Annotated in this window: 19 protein-coding genes and 1 pseudogene; 8 read left to right on the forward strand and 12 right to left on the reverse strand. The window is 70.6% G+C overall.

Features of this window, described 5'->3' with window-relative positions; all coding sequences use genetic code 11:
• Position 1: 1 nt before the first annotated feature.
• Positions 2–373 (reverse strand): sterol carrier family protein, encoded by a 372-nt coding sequence (locus tag ACGG9C_RS09595; RefSeq protein ID WP_194384316.1) that lies wholly within the window; start codon positions 371–373, stop codon positions 2–4.
• Positions 374–1,017: 644 nt separating this feature from the next.
• Between ACGG9C_RS09595 and purD the strand changes: the two genes are divergently transcribed.
• Both purD and ACGG9C_RS09605 read left to right on the forward strand, forming a co-directional pair.
• Positions 1,018–2,289 (forward strand): phosphoribosylamine--glycine ligase, encoded by a 1,272-nt coding sequence (gene purD, locus ACGG9C_RS09600; protein ID WP_194384315.1) that lies wholly within the window; start codon positions 1,018–1,020, stop codon positions 2,287–2,289.
• 457 nt (positions 2,290–2,746) lie between these two features.
• Positions 2,747–3,661 carry a phosphoribosylaminoimidazolesuccinocarboxamide synthase gene (locus ACGG9C_RS09605; RefSeq protein WP_228480894.1) on the forward strand — a complete coding sequence of 305 codons (915 nt, stop codon included), beginning with the start codon at positions 2,747–2,749 and terminating at the stop codon, positions 3,659–3,661.
• Positions 3,662–3,682: 21 nt separating this feature from the next.
• Here the strand turns inward: ACGG9C_RS09605 and ACGG9C_RS09610 are convergent, their stop codons facing one another.
• Positions 3,683–4,432, reverse strand: a complete 750-nt coding sequence (locus tag ACGG9C_RS09610; RefSeq protein WP_286717506.1) for a cytochrome c biogenesis CcdA family protein — start codon at positions 4,430–4,432, stop codon at positions 3,683–3,685.
• Entirely contained in the window at positions 4,432–4,995 is a 564-nt protein-coding gene (locus ACGG9C_RS09615; RefSeq protein WP_390178592.1) for a thioredoxin family protein, read from the reverse strand. The genes ACGG9C_RS09610 and ACGG9C_RS09615 overlap by 1 nt, the downstream gene beginning before the upstream one ends.
• A gap of 123 nt (positions 4,996–5,118) precedes the next feature.
• On the opposite strand from ACGG9C_RS09615, the gene ACGG9C_RS09620 reads away from it, so the two are divergent.
• Positions 5,119–6,438, forward strand: coding sequence for a uracil-xanthine permease family protein (locus ACGG9C_RS09620; protein ID WP_194384311.1), 1,320 nt, complete (start codon positions 5,119–5,121; stop codon positions 6,436–6,438).
• Between the two features lie 39 nt (positions 6,439–6,477).
• The gene (locus ACGG9C_RS09625; RefSeq protein ID WP_071043405.1) at positions 6,478–7,362 is read left to right on the forward strand and encodes a VOC family protein; all 885 of its coding nucleotides are present in this window, start codon (positions 6,478–6,480) and stop codon (positions 7,360–7,362) included.
• An 18-nt stretch (positions 7,363–7,380) separates the two neighbouring features.
• Here the strand turns inward: ACGG9C_RS09625 and ACGG9C_RS09630 are convergent.
• The 6 genes and pseudogenes from ACGG9C_RS09630 to ACGG9C_RS09655 form a co-directional block, all read right to left on the reverse strand.
• A pseudogene (locus ACGG9C_RS09630) lies at positions 7,381–8,409 on the reverse strand (LacI family DNA-binding transcriptional regulator); the annotation flags it as partial.
• A 30-nt stretch (positions 8,410–8,439) separates the two neighbouring features.
• Complete coding sequence (locus tag ACGG9C_RS09635) at positions 8,440–9,915, reverse strand: GH1 family beta-glucosidase (RefSeq protein WP_390178593.1); 1,476 nt, start codon at positions 9,913–9,915, stop codon at positions 8,440–8,442.
• 5 nt (positions 9,916–9,920) lie between these two features.
• Entirely contained in the window at positions 9,921–10,835 is a 915-nt protein-coding gene (locus ACGG9C_RS09640) for a carbohydrate ABC transporter permease (RefSeq protein ID WP_071043406.1), read from the reverse strand.
• Positions 10,832–11,938 (reverse strand): carbohydrate ABC transporter permease, encoded by a 1,107-nt coding sequence (locus ACGG9C_RS09645; RefSeq protein WP_390178594.1) that lies wholly within the window; start codon positions 11,936–11,938, stop codon positions 10,832–10,834. Before ACGG9C_RS09645 ends, ACGG9C_RS09640 begins: the two co-directional genes overlap by 4 nt.
• Before the next feature lie 87 nt (positions 11,939–12,025).
• Positions 12,026–13,306 carry an extracellular solute-binding protein gene (locus tag ACGG9C_RS09650; protein ID WP_194384308.1) on the reverse strand — a complete coding sequence of 427 codons (1,281 nt, stop codon included), beginning with the start codon at positions 13,304–13,306 and terminating at the stop codon, positions 12,026–12,028.
• Between the two features lie 200 nt (positions 13,307–13,506).
• Positions 13,507–14,640, reverse strand: coding sequence for an ECF transporter S component (locus ACGG9C_RS09655; protein ID WP_194384307.1), 1,134 nt, complete (start codon positions 14,638–14,640; stop codon positions 13,507–13,509).
• A 446-nt stretch (positions 14,641–15,086) separates the two neighbouring features.
• Between ACGG9C_RS09655 and purS the strand changes: the two genes are divergently transcribed.
• Both purS and purQ read left to right on the forward strand, forming a co-directional pair.
• The gene (gene purS / locus ACGG9C_RS09660) at positions 15,087–15,335 is read left to right on the forward strand and encodes a phosphoribosylformylglycinamidine synthase subunit PurS (RefSeq protein WP_194384306.1); all 249 of its coding nucleotides are present in this window, start codon (positions 15,087–15,089) and stop codon (positions 15,333–15,335) included.
• A complete protein-coding gene (gene purQ, locus ACGG9C_RS09665; RefSeq protein WP_071043411.1) occupies positions 15,332–16,036 on the forward strand; it encodes a phosphoribosylformylglycinamidine synthase subunit PurQ in 705 nt (234 codons plus the stop codon). The genes purS and purQ overlap by 4 nt, the downstream gene beginning before the upstream one ends.
• Positions 16,037–16,193: 157 nt before the next feature.
• On the opposite strand, the gene ACGG9C_RS09670 is transcribed toward purQ, so the two are convergent.
• Entirely contained in the window at positions 16,194–16,628 is a 435-nt protein-coding gene (locus ACGG9C_RS09670; RefSeq protein WP_194384305.1) for a DUF1761 domain-containing protein, read from the reverse strand.
• 100 nt (positions 16,629–16,728) lie between these two features.
• On the opposite strand from ACGG9C_RS09670, the gene ACGG9C_RS09675 reads away from it, so the two are divergent.
• On the forward strand, positions 16,729–17,661 hold the full coding sequence (locus tag ACGG9C_RS09675) for a 2-hydroxyacid dehydrogenase (RefSeq protein ID WP_228480892.1): 933 nt from the start codon (positions 16,729–16,731) through the stop codon (positions 17,659–17,661).
• Between the two features lie 95 nt (positions 17,662–17,756).
• Here ACGG9C_RS09675 and ACGG9C_RS09680 read toward each other — a convergent pair whose 3' ends face one another.
• Together ACGG9C_RS09680 and ACGG9C_RS09685 are read right to left on the reverse strand one after the other, a co-directional pair.
• Entirely contained in the window at positions 17,757–17,969 is a 213-nt protein-coding gene (locus tag ACGG9C_RS09680; RefSeq protein ID WP_194384304.1) for an SCO4848 family membrane protein, read from the reverse strand.
• A 202-nt stretch (positions 17,970–18,171) separates the two neighbouring features.
• On the reverse strand, positions 18,172–18,786 hold the full coding sequence (locus tag ACGG9C_RS09685) for an NTP transferase domain-containing protein (RefSeq protein ID WP_228480891.1): 615 nt from the start codon (positions 18,784–18,786) through the stop codon (positions 18,172–18,174).
• A gap of 49 nt (positions 18,787–18,835) precedes the next feature.
• Between ACGG9C_RS09685 and ACGG9C_RS09690 the strand changes: the two genes are divergently transcribed.
• Positions 18,836–19,999, forward strand: a complete 1,164-nt coding sequence (locus ACGG9C_RS09690; protein ID WP_194384303.1) for an XdhC family protein — start codon at positions 18,836–18,838, stop codon at positions 19,997–19,999.
• Positions 20,000–20,023 lie beyond the last annotated feature (24 nt).

The following is a 20,023-nucleotide window of genomic DNA, read 5'->3' on the forward strand; positions in this document are numbered from 1 at the left end:
GTCAGGGCCGGAGCGGAAGCAGAGCGGCGATCTCCCGGGCACGCGTGCCCGACGCGCTCAGCTGCGCGGTGCCGGCGACATCCGACCATGTCGACTCTCCCGTCGCCAGGGCGATCCACGTGGCGGGCGTCATTTCGACGACGTTCGGCGGAGTTCCTCGGGTGTGGCGCGGACCTTCCACGACCTGGACGGCGCCGAACGGCGGCACGCGCACCTCGACGGAGTTCCCCGGCGCCTTCTCGGCGAGCAACTGCAGCAGGTAACGCACGCCGGTGCCGAGGTCGGCGCGGACGGGTTCGCCGCCGGCCGCCGCGGCGCCGCTCACAGCCGCGAGCGCGGCGCGGCCTTCATCCGTCGTGATCTTCCGAGCCATTCCTTGAGGCTATCCCCGCTCGGCCGTCGCCACCCGCCACCCGCCATCCCGGCAACCGGCGATCCCGGACCTCCCGACCCCGCCACCCGCCACCCGCACCGGCCACCGGCCACCGGCCACCCGCGGATCCTGGCCCCCGCCGCGTCTCACCCGGTCCTAACTCAGGCTGGGGGCGGCATCGACTTCCAAAATCCGGCCTATTCGGCCACAACCCGACACCCGTCCTGAGTTGGGGCACGGCGCAGGAGGCGCAATCGCCGAGCAGCCCCGCCGCACGGCCACACACCACGGCCGACGCTGACCTACCCGCCACCGGCCGCTCGCCACCAGCCACCCGACCCTCCGACCACCCGGCCCTCCGACCCAGCCACCCGGCCCTTCGACCACCCGGCCACCCGGCCACCCGGCCCTCCGACCCAGGCCACCCGGCCCTAACTCAGGCTGGGAGCGGGATCTACCCCGAAACCCGGCTGTCTTCAGCCACAAGCCGACACACAGCCTGAGTTGAGGCGCGGATGAGGGAGGAGGGTCCAGACGGCGAAGGTCAAGCGCCGGAAGACGAGAAGGCGGAGGAGGGCCCAGACGGCGAAGGTCAAGGGCCGGAAGACGAGAAGGCGGAAGAAGGCCGCGGTTAGGCTGGCGGGGTGAAGATCCTCGTTCTCGGCTCGGGTGCCCGCGAGCACGCCATCATCCTCGCTCTCCGGTCCGAGCAGGCCGCGCACGACATCCTTGCTGCGCCGGGGAATGCCGGCATGGGGCGTGACGCCACTCTGGTCAGCCTCGACCCGAACGATCCCGTCGCGGTGACCACGTTCGCCATGGAGAACGCCGTCGACCTGGTCGTCATCGGCCCTGAGGCGCCCCTCGTGGCGGGCGTCGCCGACGCACTCCGCGAGCGCGGCATCCCCGTCTTCGGTCCGGGCGCCGCCGCCGCGCAGCTGGAGGGCTCGAAGGCCTTCGCCAAGCGGGTGATGGATGCCGCCGGCGTGCCGACCGGCCGCGCCGTGCGCGCCGCCACGCCGGACGAGGTCGAGGCCGCCCTCGACGACCTCGGCTCGCCGCACGTCGTGAAGGCCGACGGACTCGCCGCGGGCAAGGGCGTCATCGTCACCGGCGACCGCGACGCCGCCCTCGCCCACGCCGCGCAGTATCTCCCGAGCGGGCCGGTGCTCGTCGAGGAGTTCCTGGCCGGCCCCGAGGTCTCGCTGTTCTTCCTGTCCGACGGCGACCACGTACTACCGCTCAGCCCGGCACAGGACTTCAAGCGCCTCGCCGACGACGACGCCGGTCCCAACACCGGCGGCATGGGCGCCTACTCACCACTGCCGTGGCTGGCCGACGGCTTCGGCGGCGAAGACGCCTTCGTCGACCTCGTCACCCGCGAGATCGCCGAGCCCGTCATCCGCCAGCTCGATGCCGAGGGTACGCCGTTCATCGGGCTTCTGTACGCGGGCCTCATCCTCACCGACACGGGTGTGAAGGTGATCGAATTCAATGCGCGGTTCGGCGACCCCGAGACGCAGGTCGTGCTTCCGCGCCTCGCCGATCCGCTGTCGGAGCTGCTGCTGGCCGCGGCGTCGGGACACCTCGAGGACCACGACCGCCCGTCGTTCTCGGATGCCGCGACGGTCACCGTCGTGATCGCGAGCGAGGGGTATCCCGCATCCCCGGCGACCGGACGCACACTGTCAGGCCTCGACCGGGCCGAAGCCCTCGACGGGGTGCACCTCGCCCACGCCGCGACCGCGCTGCACGACGGCGAATTCCTCGCCACCGGCGGACGCGTGCTGAGCGTCGTCGGCGTCGGGTCGTCACTGGCAGACGCGCGCGATCGCGTCTACCGCGGCGTCGACGCGATCGGCCTTGAGGGCGGCCAGCACCGCCGCGACATCGCCGCACGCGCCGCCGACGCCTGATTCGGATCGCGCCGCGGCGGCCACGCCGACCACGCTGCCGCCTGCAGCCTCGCTCGCGGTGCACACTTCCGTCGCCTGAGCCCCAACCACGCGCCCTCGAGGCCTTTCCGCCTCCCGCAGCCTCGCTCGCTCGTTCACAACTCCGCAGATTCCGACCGCCACGGGCTCATCCGCCGCCGTTTCGCCCGACATGCGCGCACGTTTGAGGAGTTGTGAACCGCGCCCGGGGCGGAGCGGCAGGTCGCCGCCCGGGGGATGCCGACCGCCACGTCGCATCGGTTGCCACGCGGCGGCGCCCCGCCCACGCGGCGGCGCGTGCGTAACTCCGCACAAACGGCTGCCGCGACGGCAGAACGGGGCGATTTCACCGCTGCGCATGTCCCGTTTGAGGAGTTGTGAACCGCGCGGCCGGGTGGAGCGGCAGGTCGCGGCCCGGGGCGACCGGGATAATGGGCGGGTGAGCACCGACGCACCCGCCCCCGCCTCGGCCGACCTGCCCGGTTGGCGTCACGTCTACTCGGGCAAGGTCCGCGACCTGTACGTTCCCGCCGACGTGGCCGACGCTGCAGACGCCGATCGGATGCTCGTGATCGCGAGCGACCGCGTGTCGGCTTTCGACCATGTGCTCTCCCCCGGCATCCCGGGCAAGGGCGAACTGCTGACGCGCCTCAGCATGTGGTGGTTCGACCGCCTCGCGGGCTCCGACGGCGGTCCGCGCATTCCGAATCACATCGTCGACGGCGCCGAGCCGCCGGCTGCGGTGGCGGGCCGCGCGATGGTCGTGCGCTCTCTCGACATGCTGCCGATCGAGTGCGTCGTGCGGGGCTACCTCACGGGTTCCGGCTATCAGGAGTACGTCTCGTCGGGCACCGTCTGCGGCATTCTGCTGCCGGCGGGGCTCGAGGACGGCGACCGCCTTCCCGAGCCGCTCTACACCCCGGCCTACAAGGCCCCCCTGGGCGAGCACGACGAGAACATCACGTTCGAGCAGTCCGTCGAGCTCGTCGGCGAGGATCAGGCGGCGGCCCTGCGCGACGCGTCGCTGGCGATCTACACCCGCGCCGCCGCCACTGCCGAGGCTGCGGGGCTGATCCTCGCGGACACGAAGTTCGAGTTCGGCCTCGATGCCGAGGGCACCCTGACCCTGGCCGACGAGGTGCTCACGAGCGACTCGTCACGATACTGGGATGCGGATGCGTGGCGAGACGGCTCGACCCCCGCCGAGCGCATGGCGAGCTTCGACAAGCAGATCGTGCGCAACTGGCTCGCCGCGCACTGGGACAAGACCGGAACGCCTCCCGAGCTCCCCGCCGAGATCGTCGAGCGCACCGCCGCCCGCTACCGCGAGCTCCTGGACCGCCTCACCGCCTGACCCCCACCGGAGGCGGTGTCGTCAGCCGAGGAGAAGGCGCTCGAGGTTCTCGATCGGCTCGTACCAGCCCTGGTCGAGCACCCAGGTCTGGAGCACGCGGTCCCACCCGAGCGCGACACCCACCCCCACGACGAGCAGGATGCCGCCGACAACGCGGCGGAACACGCCGTGCGGGTCGCTCAGCCAGCCGAGCCTGCGCACGATCGCCGTGCCGGCGAGCGCCACCCCGAGCAGAGCGAGCGCGAGACCGATCGCGTAGGCGGTGACGTAGACCGTGCCGGCGGCGAAGCTCGCGGGAAGCACGGTCGCCACGATGAGCGCGTAGGTGGGCGAGCAGCTGCTGAAGGCCGGACCGAGCGCGGCGCCCAGGGCGACGTCGCCCGTGAGCCCGCCGCGACGGTATCCGCGATCGAGCAGGCGACCGCCGCCGGCTTGCAGCCCGGTGGCGACGGTGACCCGCTCCCACAGCGCCGGGAAGAGCATCGTGAGGCCGAGCACGGCGACGATGACGCCCGAGACGGCCTGCCAGATCCATGCCGGCACGCCGAGGAGCGCCGAGGTCGCCTTCAGCAGCAGGGTGAAGGCGATCACCGAGGCCGCCAGGGATCCCGCGATGACCAACGGCCGGAACCACTGCCGCTCGGCGATGCCGGCATCGGCCCGGGTGCGCGCCGCGGTGCCGCCGACGATCACGGGCAGCAGCGGCAGCACGCACGGCGCGAGCACCGTGAGCACACCCGCCGCGAACGCCACCAGCGTGAGCCCGAGCATCAGTCCAGGCCGAGGCCGGTCAGCGCCGTCTCGAGCGTCGGGTCGTCATAGGGCACGAACGACGCCGTCGCGGCACCGCTGTCGTCCAGCGCGACGACCGTCGTCTGCTGACGGACGTCGTATCGCTGCCGCAGGTCCTGCTGCGTGTCGTAGTCGACCTTGAGCACGGTCACCCCGTCGGGCACGCCCTGCGCGACGATGTCGTCGTCGAGCGCGCGGCACTGCGGACACCACGTGGCGTGGAAGAACAGCACGCGCGTGCCCTCGGCCGCGGCGAGCGCGCTCTCGCTGTACTCCACGTACGCACCGGGCGAGGCCCCGGCGGCCGCGTCGCCGGCATCCGCCGCCTCGTCGCCATCGGCCGCGTCGGACCCCCCGGCATCGGCGTCGGACTCTTCCGCCTCGCCCGTGGGATCCGCCTCCCCCGTGGGATCCGCCTCGCTCGTGGGCGTCTCGACCGCGGCGGGCTCTCCACCGCCGGTCACGGACAGGGCGACCGCGCCCCCGACACCGACGACCAGAAGGCCCGCGACGGCGAGGGCGACGACGGTTCCGCGCTTCATGCATCCATCCTCCCCCGCCGGACGCGCCGAAAGCATGACGAAGCGCTGACGGATGCCGCCGCCGACACCCGATATCGTGTCGGCGGCGCGGATTCGCCTGTCGCCCAGCCTCGAGGAGCACGTATGCCTGTCTGGTCCCTGCACGGAAACGGTCGAACCGTCGAGCCCGGCAAGGTGGTGGCGCCCGGGGAGCGGCTGAACTGGCCCGCCACGATAGCGATCGGCATGCAGCATGTCATCGCGATGTTCGGTGCGACGTTCCTCGTGCCGGTGCTCACCGGATTCCCCGTGCCCACGACGCTGCTGTTCTCGGGCGTGGGCACGATCCTGTTCCTGCTGATCACGCGCAACAAGCTTCCCAGCTACCTGGGTTCGTCGTTCGCATTCATCGCTCCGGTCACCGCCGCCACCGCCACCGCGGGCATGGGGTCGGCGCTCGCGGGCATCGTCGCCGTCGGCGTGCTGCTGGCGGCCGTGGGCGTGATCGTGCAGGTCGCCGGACTCGGATGGATCGACCGCCTCATGCCGCCGGTCGTCGCCGGTGCAATCGTGGCCCTCATCGGCTTCAACCTCGCCCCGGTGGCGTGGGACAACTTCCAGCAGCAGCCCCTGACGGCGACCATCACGCTCGTCTCCGTGGTGCTGTTCAGCGTTCTCTTCCGCGGCTTCCTCGGCCGCATCTCGATCTTCCTCGGCGTGATCGTCGGCTACGTCGTCGCCCTTCTCTCGGGCGAGGTCGACTTCACGGCGCTGAACGAGGCCGCCTGGGTGGGCCTGCCGCCCTTCCAGATCGCCGACTTCGCCTCGCCCCAGACGTGGGGGGTGATCGCGATGTTCCTGCCGGTGGTGCTGGTGCTGATCGCCGAGAACGTCGGCCACGTGCGGGGGGTCGCGGCGATGACGGATGCATCGGTCAACCGTCACACCGGCCGCGCGCTCCTCGCCGACGGCGCGGCGACCACCGTCGCGGGCCTGTTCGGCGGCTCGGGAACGACCACCTACGGCGAGAACATCGGCGTGATGGCCGCTACACGGGTGTACTCGACGGCGGCGTACTGGGTCGCCGGCGCAACCGCCATCCTGCTCAGCCTGTCGCCGAAGGTGGGCGAGCTGTTCAACTCGATCCCCGCGGGCGTGCTCGGCGGGGTGACGACCGCGCTGTACGGCCTCATCGGCATCATCGGCATCAAGATCTGGGTCGACAACCGCGTGGACTTCTCGCGTCCGGTCAACCAGTACACCGGAGCCGTCGCGCTGGTCGTCGCCATCGCCGGATTCACGATGCAGTGGGGCGACTTCCAGCTGGGAGCCATCGTCATCGGCTCCGCCGCGGCGCTGCTGATCTACCACCTCGGCAACGCGATCGCCCGCGCCCGCAGAACCGGCGCCGACGACGGTGGCCCCATCCCGGCTGTCGGGGCTCTCGGCGGCGACCCGGAGTGATCCGGAACACCACGACGGTCGCCGCGGTTGTTCATTCCCATGAATGAGAAAACCCGCGGCGACCGGCTGGCGTCCGCGACCTCGATGGGCGCGGTGACGCTGCTCGTCGCCGATCTCGACGCGATGATGCGCTTCTACCGCGACGTCGTCACTCTGCAGGTGCTCGCCGAGGACGCGACGTCGGCGACCCTCGGCCGTGCCGGGCACGCAATCCTGGTGCTGCGGCATGAGCCGACGCTCCGGCACGCCGTTCCCGGATCGGCAGGGCTGTTCCACACCGCGATCCTCTTCGAGAGCCAGCGCGCCCTGGCCGCCGCCCTGTACTCCGTCGCGCGCCACGCCCCGGGAAGCTTCACCGGCTCGGCCGATCATCTCGTCAGTCAGGCGTTCTACCTCACCGATCCCGAGGGCAACGGCATCGAACTCTACTGGGATCGAGCGCGCACGGAGTGGTCGTGGACCCACGGCCAGGTCGAGATGGCGACGCTGTTCCTCGACCCGAACGCGTTCCTCTCCGAACATCTCACCGATGAGGCGGCGCTCGGTGCCACCGCCGACGATCCCGCCGCGGTCGGACACGTGCATCTGTCCGTCGGGGATGCCGCCACGGCGCGCGCGTTCTACGCCGACACGATGGGGTTCGATGTGACCGCATCCCTCGGGAACCAGGCCGTCTTCGTCAGCGCCGGCGGATACCACCATCACATGGCGATGAACGTCTGGAATTCTCGGGGGGCCGGCCCGCGCATGCCCGCGCTCGGCCTGGGCCGCGTGGACCTGGTGCTCCCCGACGACGACGCCCTCGGCGCCCTGGGCGAACGGCTTCGGGATCGCGGGGTGCCGGTGCGCGACGACGGCCGCACCGTCACCTTCGACGACCCCTGGAACAACGTGCTGCACGCGGGGGTCTCCGGCCGCGGGTGAGGCGGCTCCGTGCAGCGATCAGGCGGAGTCGCGCACGATGAGATCGGCGGGAAGCACCGTCACGTGGGCAGGCTCGAGCCCGGCGAGGCGGTCGAGCAGCATGCTCGCCATCTGCTCGCCCTGCTCGAACGACGGCTGGCGAACCGTCGTCAGCCGTGGGGTGACGGATGTCGCAACCGGGGAATCGTCGAACCCGACGATCGCGACGTCACCGGGAACCGATATGCCCTCGGCCGCCAGCACGCTGAGCACACCCTGCGCCATGAGGTCGCTCGCGACGAAGATCGCTTCGGGGCAGGGACCCGCCGCGAGCATGCGGCGCATCGCGGCGGCGCCGCCGTCGGTGGTGAAGTCGCCGTCCTCGACGATTCCCTCGGCGAGGTCGGCGGCGGCGAGGGCATCGCGATACCCCTGGAGGCGGTCGATCGCCGCCGGCATGTCGAGCGGGCCGCTGATCGAGGCGATCGTGCGGTGGCCCTTGCCGATCAGGTGCGCGGTCGCCTCGTAGCCGCCGCGGCGGTTGTCGACGTCGACGTAGTAGTCGCGTTCGCGCGTGGTCACGGGACGGCCGCCGTAGACGACGGGGACGGCGGCAGCGATGCGATCCAGGTACGTGTCGCTGGTGTGGTGGGAGACGACGATGGCGCCGTCGACCGCACCCGAGCGCATGTAGCTCGTGGTCTTGTCGCCCGGGTCGTCGCTCGCGATCACGAGGTTGAGCACGTAGTCGGACTGACTGAGGCGTGCATTGATGCCGGAGACGACCGAGGCGAAGAACGGGTCCCCGAAGAACCGCGTGGTGTCCTCGGGCACGATCAGCGCGATCGCGTGGGTCTGACGACTGGCGAGGGTGCGCGCGGCGCGGTTGGGCACGTAGTTGAGGTCGGCGATCGCGCGGGTGACCGCTTCGACGGCCTCCGGGCTGACGGCGGGGGAACCGTTGACGACGCGTGACACCGTCGACCTCGACACCCCGGCCTCGGCGGCGACCTCCTCGATCGTGACGGCCCCGCGAGCTGCGGACGACGTGGTCACCACGACTCCTTCCCTACGCCTGCGCGATCGGGCGGTGCGGGATCACAGCGCGCGCGAGGCGATGATGCGAGCGTACTCGCGACCGCTGTCCTTCACGGCCCGCTCCTGCGTGGCGTAGTCCACGCGCACGATGCCGAACCGCTTCTCGTAGCCCCACGCCCACTCGAAGTTGTCGAGCATCGACCAGTAGAAGTACCCGCCGACCTCGACACCGGCCTCGATCGCGTCGAGCACGGCGCCCAAGTGTCCGCGCAGGAACTCGACGCGGTCGGCATCGTGCACACGGGTCTCGCCGTCTTCGACGATCGCGACGTCGTCGTAGGCGGCGCCGTTCTCGGTGACGTACAGCGCCGTCCCGGCCGGGCCCGCATAGTCGGCCGACACCCGCTGCAGCAGGCGGGTGAGTCCTTCCGGCTGCACCTCCCACTGCATCGGGGTGCGCGGAAGTCCCCGCTCGTGCCAGAAGATGCCCTCGTGCGAGGGGAACGCCGAGTGCGCGGGACGCGCGGTGGGCGCATCGCCGCCGACGGGTGCGACCTCCGGCTCGTGACCGCCCACGTACTCGCCGTGGTAGTAGTTCACGCCGAGCGAGTCGATGCGGCTCGCGATCGTCTCGAGGTCGCCCGGCCGCACGGCGGTCTCGAACGCGGCGACGGCGTCGGCATCCACTCGCCGGATGTCCTCGACCACGTCCGCCGGGTACTCCCCGCGGAAGATCGGATCGAGGAACCAGCGGTTGAACTGTCCGTCGATGCGACGCGCGGCGTCGGCGTCGGCGGGGTCGGCGGGATCCACGGCGTCGGCGACGGTGAGGTTCAGCGTGATGCCGAGGTTCAGCGACGCGTCGCGCTCACGGAGCGCCGAGATCGTCTGTCCGTGCCCGAGCAGCAGATGGTGCGAGGCGAGCAGGCCCTCTTCCACGCTGTAGTGACCGGGGGCGTGGATGCCGGCGGTGTAGCTGAGGAACGACGAGCACCACGGTTCGTTGAGGGTCGTCCACACGCGCACCCGGTCGCCCAGGGCGTCGTGCATGTCGAGCGCGTACTCGGTGAAGCGGGCTGCCGTGTCGCGGTTCGCCCACCCGCCCTTCTCCTGCAGCGCCTGCGGCAGATCCCAGTGGTAGAGGGTGAGCCAGGGCAGGATGCCGGCATCCAGCAGCTCATCGACGAGACGCTTGTAGAAGTCGACGCCGGCCGCGTTCACCGCGCCGCCGTCGGGCCGCACGCGAGACCACGACGTCGAGAAGCGATAGGTGTTCAGGCCCATGTCCGACATGAGCGCGACGTCGTCGCGGTAGCGGTGGTAGTGATCGCAGGCGACGTCGCCGTTGTCGCCGTTGATCACGGCGTCGGGCACCCGGCAGAACGCGTCCCAGATCGAGTCGCGACGACCGTCCTCGCGGGCCGCGCCTTCGATCTGGAAGGCCGCGGTGGCGGCGCCGAACAGGAAGTCCGACGGGAACGGGCGCGAGGGGGCGGTCATCCGGGGGGAGTCCTCTCGGGAGGTGGTGGCGGTCATGGTGCTCATCCCTTCACGGCTCCTGCCATGATGCCGCTCACCAGCTGCTTGCCGACGAACACGAAGAGGATCAACAGGGGGATGGTCGCCAGCAGCACGCCCGCCAGCACGATGGAGTAGTCGACGAAGTAGTTCGACTGCAGCAGCGACAGCGCCACCGGCAGCGTCGGGTTCTGCCGGTCGAGCACGATGAACGGCCAGAAGAAGTTGTTCCAGGCGGTCACGAACGTGAACAGTCCGAGCATCGCGGCGGCCGGGCGCGCGGCGGGCAGGCCGATCGTCCAGAAGGTGCGGAACGATGTCGCACCGTCGACGCGCGCCGCCTCGATGAGCTCGTCGGGAACGGACTGGCGCAGGTACTGCGTCATCCAGAACACCCCGAATGCCGTCACCAGTGCCGGAACGATGATCGCACCGATCTGGCCGGTCCAGCCGAGGTCGGCGAAGAGGATGTACAGCGGAACGACGCCGAGCTGCATCGGCACGGCCATCGTGGCGATGACGAAGACGAGCAGCCAGTTGGCACCGCGGAACCGCAGCTTCGCGAAGGCCCAGCCGGCGAGGGTCGAGAAGAACACGACGGACAGGGCGATGAGCGCCGAGCTGTAGATGGAGTTCCACAGCGCGAGCCAGAAGTTCACGGCCGGGTCGTTGACGACCGCGAGGGCGTTGTCGATGAAATTGCCGCCGGGCAGCCACGACATGTCGGGGTCGCGGATGGTGGAGGCGTCGCCGGATCCGATGAGGAACGACCAGTAGAAGGGGAACAGCGACCCGCCGAGCACGATCGCCAGCGCACCGTAGACGAACCAGCCCGGTCGCGATCCGCGGATCGCGCGGCGGCGACGCGGGCGTCGCTTCTCCTCGGCGGGGATGTCACTGTCGGCGATGGTGACGGGAGGAGTGGTGGTGGTGCTCATCGCTCGTCCTCTCGGGTCGGGCCGGTCGCGGATGCGGCACGCGCACGAGCGTCGCTCTGCACGGCGAGCCGGGCGGATCGGGCGGCGGCGCGGCGTTCGGATCGGGTCTGGGTGGTGCGGGTTCCTTCGGTGCGCACCAGCCCCTGGGTGACGAACAGGTTGATGACGCCGATGAGCAGGATGATGATGAAGAGGATCCACGCGAGGGCGGCGGCGCGGCCGAAGTTCCATTCGCCCCAGCCGATGTTGTAGAGCCAGAGGGTGATCGTCAGCCACTGCGAGTTCGGCCCGCCGGTGCCGTACTGGTCGTACATGCGCGGCTCGTCGAAGATCTGCAGACCGCCGATGGTGGAGGTGATGATCACGAAGATCAGCGTCGGGCGCAGGCTCGGCACGGTGATCGAGAAGAACTGGCGCACCTTGCCCGCGCCGTCGACCGTCGCGGCCTCGTAGTAGTCGCGCGGGATGGCCTGCATCGCCGCCAGCAGGATGAGGGTGTTGTAACCGGTCCAGCGGAAGTTCACCATCGTCGCGATCGCGATGTGGCTGGCGAACGCATCCGAGTGCCACTGGATGGCGGGGATGCCGAGGTTCTGCAGGGTCGTGTTGACGAGGCCGTACTGGTCGCCGAACAGGTTGCTGAAGATGAGGGCGACGGCCACCGGAGCCATGACATAGGGGACGAGGACCCCCATGCGCCAGAAGGTCTTGGCGCGGATGTTCTGGTCGAGCATCGCGGCGATGAAGATCGCGGCGATCAGCTGCGGGATGGATGACAGCAGGAAGATGCTGAAGGTGTTGCGCAGGGCGATCCAGAACTTCGGGTTCCCGAGGATCCAGCCGTACTGCTCGAAGCCGACGAATTCGCCCGCGTTTCGCACCAGGTCCCAGTCCATGAACGAGATGACCGCGGTGTAGGCGATCGGGAACAGCCCGACGATCGCGAACAGGATGAAGAACGGCGAGATGTAGAGGTAGGGCGAGAACTTCAGGTCCCAGGTGCTCAGCCGATGCCCGAAGGCGATCCGCTTGACGGGGCGCTCCGGCTCGGGGGTCTCGCTCCGCCGGCTCGGGGCCTTCGGCGGGGTGGTTGTCGCGGTCACGACGGTCCTCGTTTCATGCGTGCGATACGGCGGGGGCGCTCGTCGCTTCGGGGGCGGGTGCGCGCTCGCACCCGCCCCCGAAGGGTGTCAGCCGATGAGCTCGACTTCGGAGACCCACTGGTCCCACGAGGTCTGGGCGTCCTGCGTCCCGTCTTCGACACGGGTCAGCGCCTGCTGCATCGCGTCGTTGATCTGGAAGTAGTACTCGCCCTTGAACGGCGACACGGTGACGGCGTTGGCCCGGTCACTCAGGATCGATCCGACCGGTGCGTCGTTGAAGTAGGCGTTGGTCGCCTCCAGCAGCGTCGGGTCGGTGAGCGCCTCGTTCTGGCTCGGGAACGTTCCAGCGGCCTCGAACGCCTTGATCTGCTGCTCGGGAGCGGTCAGCCAGTCGGCCAGTTCCTGCGCGGCCTCGACGTTGGCGCCGTTGCCGGGGACGGTCAGGTACGACCCGCCCCAGTTGCCGCCGCCGTTCGGGAAGACGTTCGCGATGTCCCAGCCGGTGGTGTCGGCTGCGTTGCCCTCGATGACGCCGAGCATCCAGCCCGGGCAGAGCATGGTGGCGAAGGCGCCGTTGGACAGGCCGGCGAACCAGTCGTCGGACCACTGACCGAGGTGGGCGGACTGGTCCGCACTCGCCTCGAGCACCTGGTCGTAGATGTCGGCGACCTCGGGGTTCTCGGTCGCGGTGATCTCCCCCGTCTCGGGGTCTTCGTAAGCAGCGGGCAGCTGGTTGACCATGCCCTGGTAGGTGCCGCCGGCGGAGTCGAAGAAGGCGTTCCCCGTGGCCTCCACGTACTGCTCGCCCATCTCGAAGTAGGTGGACCAGTCGCCCTCGAGCATCGCGGCGACCTCGTCGCGATCGGTGGGCAGGCCCGCCTCGGCGAACAGGTCGGAGCGGTAGCACACGCCCTCGGGCCCGATGTCGGTGCCGTATCCGATGAGGTTGCCCTCGGCGTCGGTGGCGGCCTCAACCTTCCAGTCGAGCCAGCGGTCGGACAGGTCGGTGGGAACCGGGGCGAGCAGGTCGGCGTATTCCATCACCTCGGGCAGCCAGTCGACCTCGATGGCCTCGATGTCGGCGAGGCCGGTCTTGCCGAGCTTCTGGAAGTAGTTGGCGCGGGCGTCATTCGAGGTGGCCGCGCGGTTGTGCACGATCGTGACGTTCGGGTGCTCGTCCATGTACTCCTGCAGGAGCTCATCGGTGTAGCCGAAGTCGTTGAAGGTGGCGATCGTCAGCTCGACCTCTTCATCGCCCGAGCCACTGCTCGACGAGTCCGACGAGCCGGCACAGCCGGCGAGGACGAGGGCTGTGGCGGATGCCGCGGCTGCCGCGGCAGCGGCGCGGCGCAAGGCGCGTGATTTCACGGGTCACTCCTTTGTGGTGTGGGTCCTGGTGGATGCCGGTGCTCGCCGCATGCAAGTCATGAGAGCGCTCTCACCGAACGAGGAGAGACGCTACGGGAGCGCTCTCACGATGTCAAGGGAGCGCTCCCACCCTGATCACGGTTTGGTCACGCGCTACTCGGACGCGGCGTCACGCCACATTCATGACGTGGAATACAGCCTCAGCGGCGGCGTGATCGCGGGCGGAGGAGTCGCGGGATGGGCTCGTCTCGCAGCCGCAGAGGAGCGACCAGACGCGCGAGGGCGAGCGCCGCGAACCCGGCGATGAGCTTGTCGGCAAGCGATGCGAGGAAGTTGACGGAGAAGACGGCGAGCCACATGCCTTGCGCGGTACGCAGTGCGGTGATGTACGCGTCGGTGACGTGGCCCGACCCGTCTCCGTCGTACAGCAGTCCGTTCAACGGAGCGGCGATGAGGGTGCACACGAGTGCCACGACGAGGTTGAGCACGACGAAGCGAGGGATCGTGTGGGCGAACCGGCGGATCCCGTATCCCCACAGCACCGCACCGGCGGCGTTGACGAGCCCGAACAGCATGGTCTCGGGAGAGGTGATGAGGGCCGCGAGGAGGTTCGTGGACACCCCGACCGCCAGGCCGTACCAGGGCCCGAGGGCGAAGGCCGCGGTCGCCGTGCCGATCATGTCGAGGTAGACGGGCAGACGCAGCTCCCCCGCCACCGCGGTGCCGAACAGGTTCAATCCCACCGACCCCACGAGGATCGCGACGATCAGGCTCGCCCGCAGCGTGGCCAGGGTGGGGCCATCAGCGTCCGCGTGCGTCGTCGTCGGTGCCGCGCCGGCACTGGGTGTCGGGCTGGTGCTGGGGATGCCGGTGCTGGGCGGCGGGCTGGTGCTGACCGTCTGGCCCGGGCTCGGAACGGCGCCGGTGCTGGGCGACGGGACCGTGTCGGCGGCCGTGGTCAGCGAGGCCGTGTCGGTGGCATCCGAGTCCGGGCCCTCTGCGCCCACGACCGCCCCACGGTCGGTTCGCGCCGCCAGACAGCGTCGACGCCAGTCGCGGGCGGATTGCTCGTCGCCACCGAGAGCGAGGACGATCTCGGCGACGAGGTCGGCGTTGATGCGCCGCCGGCCGGGCCGGAACACGTCGTACACCGTCGAGCGGGCGATCCGCGCTCCCGCCGGGCTCGCGCCCTCGGCTTCTCGCCGGCGCGCGATCCGCGCAGCGATGTCGGCGTACGACACGTCGCCGGATTCGATACGGAGGCGCTGGAGGTCCGCGGCGATCGCGTCGAAGGGTGCAGATGCGCGCGTGGACGCATCCTCTTCTTCTGTCATCGTCTCCCCCGATGCCCCCCCCCCCGGCACAGTGATCCTGATGCTACGACACCGAATCGGCAGGTATCGATTCCACCGTCACACGGCGACCCGAGCGAGCCCGCGAACGCGATCTGTCTGTCCGGGAGTGTCCGGAATCGGCGTCGACCCGGGGCGCTGACCGCCCTGTCCCGTTGACTGGTGCACGTCGCCGCCGTCTCGACCTCGGGCGAAGTGGGGGCCGCGAGGCTCGCCCGTCGAATCCGGCCGCGGCGACGATGACTGACCGGCGTTCATCCGCGCCGTCAGCGGAGGCGCGGGTGTCCGGGGGACGATGCGGCCTTCGACAGGGTGTGGCCGCGGTGGGGGCCGCGGCCACACCCTCTCCTTGCCATCGCCGGGCTCGGAGACGCGGCCCGCGCAGATAGGATGGTCGCGATCCCTGCCCGCGACATCCGGAGCCTCGTATGCCCACCATCGTCGTCGACGTCATGCCCAAGGCCGAGCTGCTGGACCCGCAGGGGAAGGCCGTCTCCGGCGCCCTGGGGCGCCTCGGCAACACCGATTTCTCGGACGTCCGCATCGGCAAGCGGTTCGAGCTCACCGTCGACGGCGAGGTCACCGACGAGGTGCTCGCCTCGGCGCGCAAGATCGCCGATGAGATCCTGTCGAACTCCGTGATCGAAGACGTCGTGGGCATCGAGGTGGTCGAGTGACCGCCCGCATCGGGGTCATCACCTTCCCGGGTTCCCTCGACGACGTCGACGCGCGACGCGCGATCGCCCTCGCCGGCGCAGAGCCCGTCGCACTGTGGCACGGCTCGCACGACCTCGACGGTGTCGATGCACTCGTCCTGCCCGGGGGCTTCAGCTACGGCGACTACCTGCGCGCCGGAGCCATCGCCGCCCTCGCGCCGATCATGGCCGAGGTGAAGGACGCCGCCGCGGCGGGAATGCCCATCCTCGGCATCTGCAACGGCTTCCAGATGCTCGTCGAGGCGCATCTGCTGCCGGGCGGGCTCATCCGCAACGCCCATCAGCAATTCATCCGCCGCGATCAGCGGCTGCGCGTGGAGAACGCCGACACCGCCTGGACGGCCCAGTTCACCGCGGCGCAGGAGATCGTCATCCCGCTCAAGAACGCCGACGGCGGGTACACGGCCGACGCCGACACCCTCGCGCGCATCGAGGGAGAGGGGCTGGTCGCCTTCCGCTATCTGGGCGTCAACCCCAACGGCTCGCTCAATGACATCGCCGGTCTCACCAACGAGCGCGGCAACGTCGTCGGTCTCATGCCGCATCCGGAACATGCCGTCGAGGCCGGCTTCGGGCCCGACACAGCTGCGGCGATGCGCTCCGGCGTCGACGGCCTGTCCTTCTTCACCTCGGCCGTCTCGACTCTCGTCGCCGCCGCCTGACGTCACCCGGGGCGCCTTCCCGCGCCCCGCCCCGCCCCGCCCCGCGTTCCCCGGTTCACCTGTCACGGGATGTCGCATCCGCCGGGGATGCCGACATCGCGTGACAAACGAATCGCGAAAGCGGCTCGTCGGGCCGCGGGAGGGCGGGAGAGCGGGATCAGACGGTGCCGGCCGGGGGCCAGACGCCGATGATGATCGCCATGACGACGAGCGTGACCAGTTCGTGCGCGATGTTCAGCACCGTCAATGAGGTCGGGCGACCCTCGAACGCGTCGTGGGTGATGAAGCGCGCCGCGGTGAAGCCCGCCCAGAGGATCACCGAGGTGGCCAGCGTCGCCCACAGGTATCCGCCGCCGTAGAAGTGCCACGCGATCGTCGCGGCACCGGCGAGCACCCATGCGGTGATGAAGCTCACGATGAGGGTCGTGATGATCGGCCACAGCGCGGTCGCGGCGGGCCGGTCCATGTCGACCTTCGCCAGCCGGGCCCACCGTGTACCGAACACTTTCGGCGTGTACCAGATCGACCCCACCACCATGGAAGACAGAGTCGCGATCAACACGGCCCAGTAGTTGATCTCGGGAATGGTCATCTCGGCCTCCTCGTCACGCCGACGGCGTGTGCTCGGCGCGAGCGTATCGCCCACCGGCGCCGACCGCATCCGATCTGCGCGCACGCGATAGCGTGGCGAGGTGACTTCCGGCACCTCATCCCTCGTCGTCAGCGTCCCCACCGAGCGCCTCGCGCACGACATCCAACCTCTTCCCGAAGGCGTCGAGGTGGTCGTATGGCCGATGGACGGCCCCGCCCCGCAGCAGCGATTCGACATGGTCGTGCCGCCGTACATGTCGATGAAATCGGTGCTGGAGCATCTGAGCGGACTAGATGTGGCGCTCGTGCAGTCGCAGTCGATCGGCTACGAGGGCGTCGAGGACCTCGTCCCCGACGGCATACGCTTCGCAAACGCCTCGAGCGTGCACGAGACGTCGACGGCGGAGCTGGCCGTCGGACTCGCCATTGCGTCACAGCGCGGAATCGACCGGTTCGCACGCACGCAGGCGCACGGTCAGTGGGAGCCGTTCGTCGCCCCCAGCCTCGCCGACCGGCGCGTCATGGTGCTCGGCTACGGCGGCGTCGGAAAGGCCATCGCCCGCCGCCTGTCGGGCTTCGAGGTCGAGATCATGCCCGTCGCCTCGCGCGCGCGCGACGAGGACGGGGTGCGCGTGCACGGCGTCGCCGAGATGCGCGAGCTGCTGCCGCACACCGACATCGTCATCACCTCGCTGCCCGGCGGCGACAGCACGCGCCACATCATCGACGACGGTTTCCTGTCGGCGCTTCCCGACGACGCCCTCGTGGTCAACGTCGGACGCGGACCCCTGATCGACACCGATGCGCTCGTCGACCACGTGACGCGCGGGCGCATCCGTGCCGCGCTCGACGTGACCGATCCCGAGCCGCTGCCGGCAGACCATCCGCTGTGGACGCTGCCGGGCGTCTTGATCGTGCCGCACGTCGGCGGCGCGACGACCGCGATGACGCCGCGCATCGCTGCGCTCGTGCGAACGCAGATCGAACGGCTCGCCGCAGGCCAGGCGCCGCTGAACGTCGTTTTCGGCGGCTGATCCGCGACACCCGAGAGCGGGCTGTCTTTCCGAGACCGGGTGCGTGCGGCCAGGTCTCGGACCGTGTGCCAGGTCTCGGGTGTGTCCGGGCGGCTCTAGAGCAGAACGAGCACGCCGGCGACGATCGACAGCGCGGCGAGGATCAGCGCGATCGTGATGAGCACGACGTGCACGCGATAGAACGTCGTGCGCTTCCCGCTCGCGTCGGTCGCGCGAGCATCATTCGCGATGCGCGGATAGAAGCGCGGCCACACCACGACGTTGAAGACGGCGTTGACGAACAGCACGGCGGCAGCGAGGATCTCCACCCTCCCAGGCTAGTCGCGCCGACTCCGCCGGACGGCACGCCGTCACGTGGCGAACAACACCGGAGATCCGCGCCGCGAAGGCCGCCACAGGGCCATTCCGGCGGCTGGACCGAGGAATCTCCTGCGTTGTTCACGGCAGCGCGGCTCGATACGGGATGCGGCGTCGCGCGGGACGTAGCGCCGCGCGGGACGTGGCGGCGGGTCAGGGGGTGTCGATGTCGGCGCCCGACCAGAGGTCGCCGCAGTCGACGCGCGTGACGGCGTGGGCTCGCAGGTAGGCGCGGGCGCCGTCATCGCCCGCGACCTGCTGGGCGATCTCATCCAGGTGGCGGCCGCCGAGCAGCACCGGATGACCCGGGGCTCCGGCGTAAGACGCCTGCACCAGGGCGCCGGCGACGTCCGTTCCCGCGGCGTCGATCACCCGACGCACCGCGGCTGCTGGCGCGTCGGGCACGTCGACCGGCAGCACCACGACGGCCGCCACCCCGCCCGCCGTCACCCCGGGCGCCGTCACGCCACCCACCGCCGCGCCGTTCGCCGCAACAAGGCCCGCGCGCAAGGTGGCCGACAGGCCGGCCGCCCAGTCGGCGACGTGCACGACTTCGGCCCCCGCCGGCACGAGGCCCGCGACCTCGTCGCCTCGCGCGCCGACCGCGACGAGCACGCGGTCGCACCCTCCTCGGCTCAGGGCCTGCACCGCCCGCACGAGCCATGGGGTTCCCGCCGCGTCTCGCGCCAGGCCCTTGGGAGCGCCGAATCGCGTGCCGGCACCGGCGGCGAGGACGAGCCCGACGATCGGCACGGCGCGGTCTCCCATGGCGTGGAAGCGTAGCGCGCCGGAAACACGACGGGGGTAGCGTGACGGCATGCTGGGCTTGGGATCCGAGGCGCACCGCCGCCTGCGCGCCGGCGAGCGCCTGGGCGTCGTCACGGTGATCGGAGTTCCCGGCAGCGCGCCGCGCGGCGTCGGGGCGTCGATGGCGGTCACCGTCGAGGGCGAGGTGATCGGCTCGATCTCGGGCGGATGCGTCGAGGCCGATGCCGTCGTGCTCGCCCGTCTCGCGCTGGCGACCGGATCGGCCCATCGCGCGACATACGGCCTGTCCGACCGCGACGCTCCGGCAGCGGGGCTCGCGTGCGGTGGCCGCATCGACGTGCTCGCCTACCCCATCGGCGTCGACGACCCTGTCGTCGCCGATGTGCTGGAGCGCGAGGACGCCGACCGTGCGATCACCGTGGGCCTCATCACCAGGGGGCCCGACGCGGGACGCGCGTATGCGTCCCACGACGCCTCGGGACTCCCCGCCGCGCTCGAGGCCGACCTCGCCCGCGCAGCCCTCCTCCGCGAGAGCCGGCGCCTGGATCCCGCCGTCGACGCCGCCTCCACCGACCCGGCCTGTGAGCGGCCGGCATCCGAAACGCTCACCCCACCGGAGATGGTCGCGCTCAGTCGCGCGCCGCGCCCGCGACTCATCATCGCCGGCGCCGGCGAGCACGCTGCGGCGCTGTGCCGTATCGCGACCGTCGCGGGGTTCGCGGTGACGATCGTCGACGCGTGGGAGGTGCTCGTCACCGCGGAGCGCTTCCCGGATGCCGCACGCCGCGTCGTCGCCGCTCCCCACGATTACCTCGCCGACCAAGGTCCGGAAGACGTCGATCTGCGCACGGCGGTGTGCGTCCTCACCCACGACGAGCGGCTGGACATCCCAGCGCTGCAGACCGCCATCACGCTGCCGGTGGGCTTCGTCGGAGCGCTCGGCGCACGCCGCACCGTCGCCCGGCGCACGCACCTCCTCGCCGAGCGGGGGGTGTCCGCAGACGCGATCGCGCGCATCCACATGCCCCTCGGACTCGACCTCGGCGGACACTCACCCGACGAGACGGCCATCGCGGCGCTGGCGGAGATCGTCGCCGCCAGACACGGAGGCACGGGCGCACCCCTCCGCGAGACGACGGGCCCGCTGCACGACACCCGCGATCGCGCGCGTCACGGCGCGAACGGCGCGGAGTCGCCGGCGCGCTCGTGCTAGCCTGCCGCGCGACGCGGTCCTATC

The sequence above is a fragment of the Microbacterium sp. MTN4-26 genome, assembly GCF_042846595.1.
Classification (GTDB): domain Bacteria; phylum Actinomycetota; class Actinomycetes; order Actinomycetales; family Microbacteriaceae; genus Microbacterium; species Microbacterium luteum.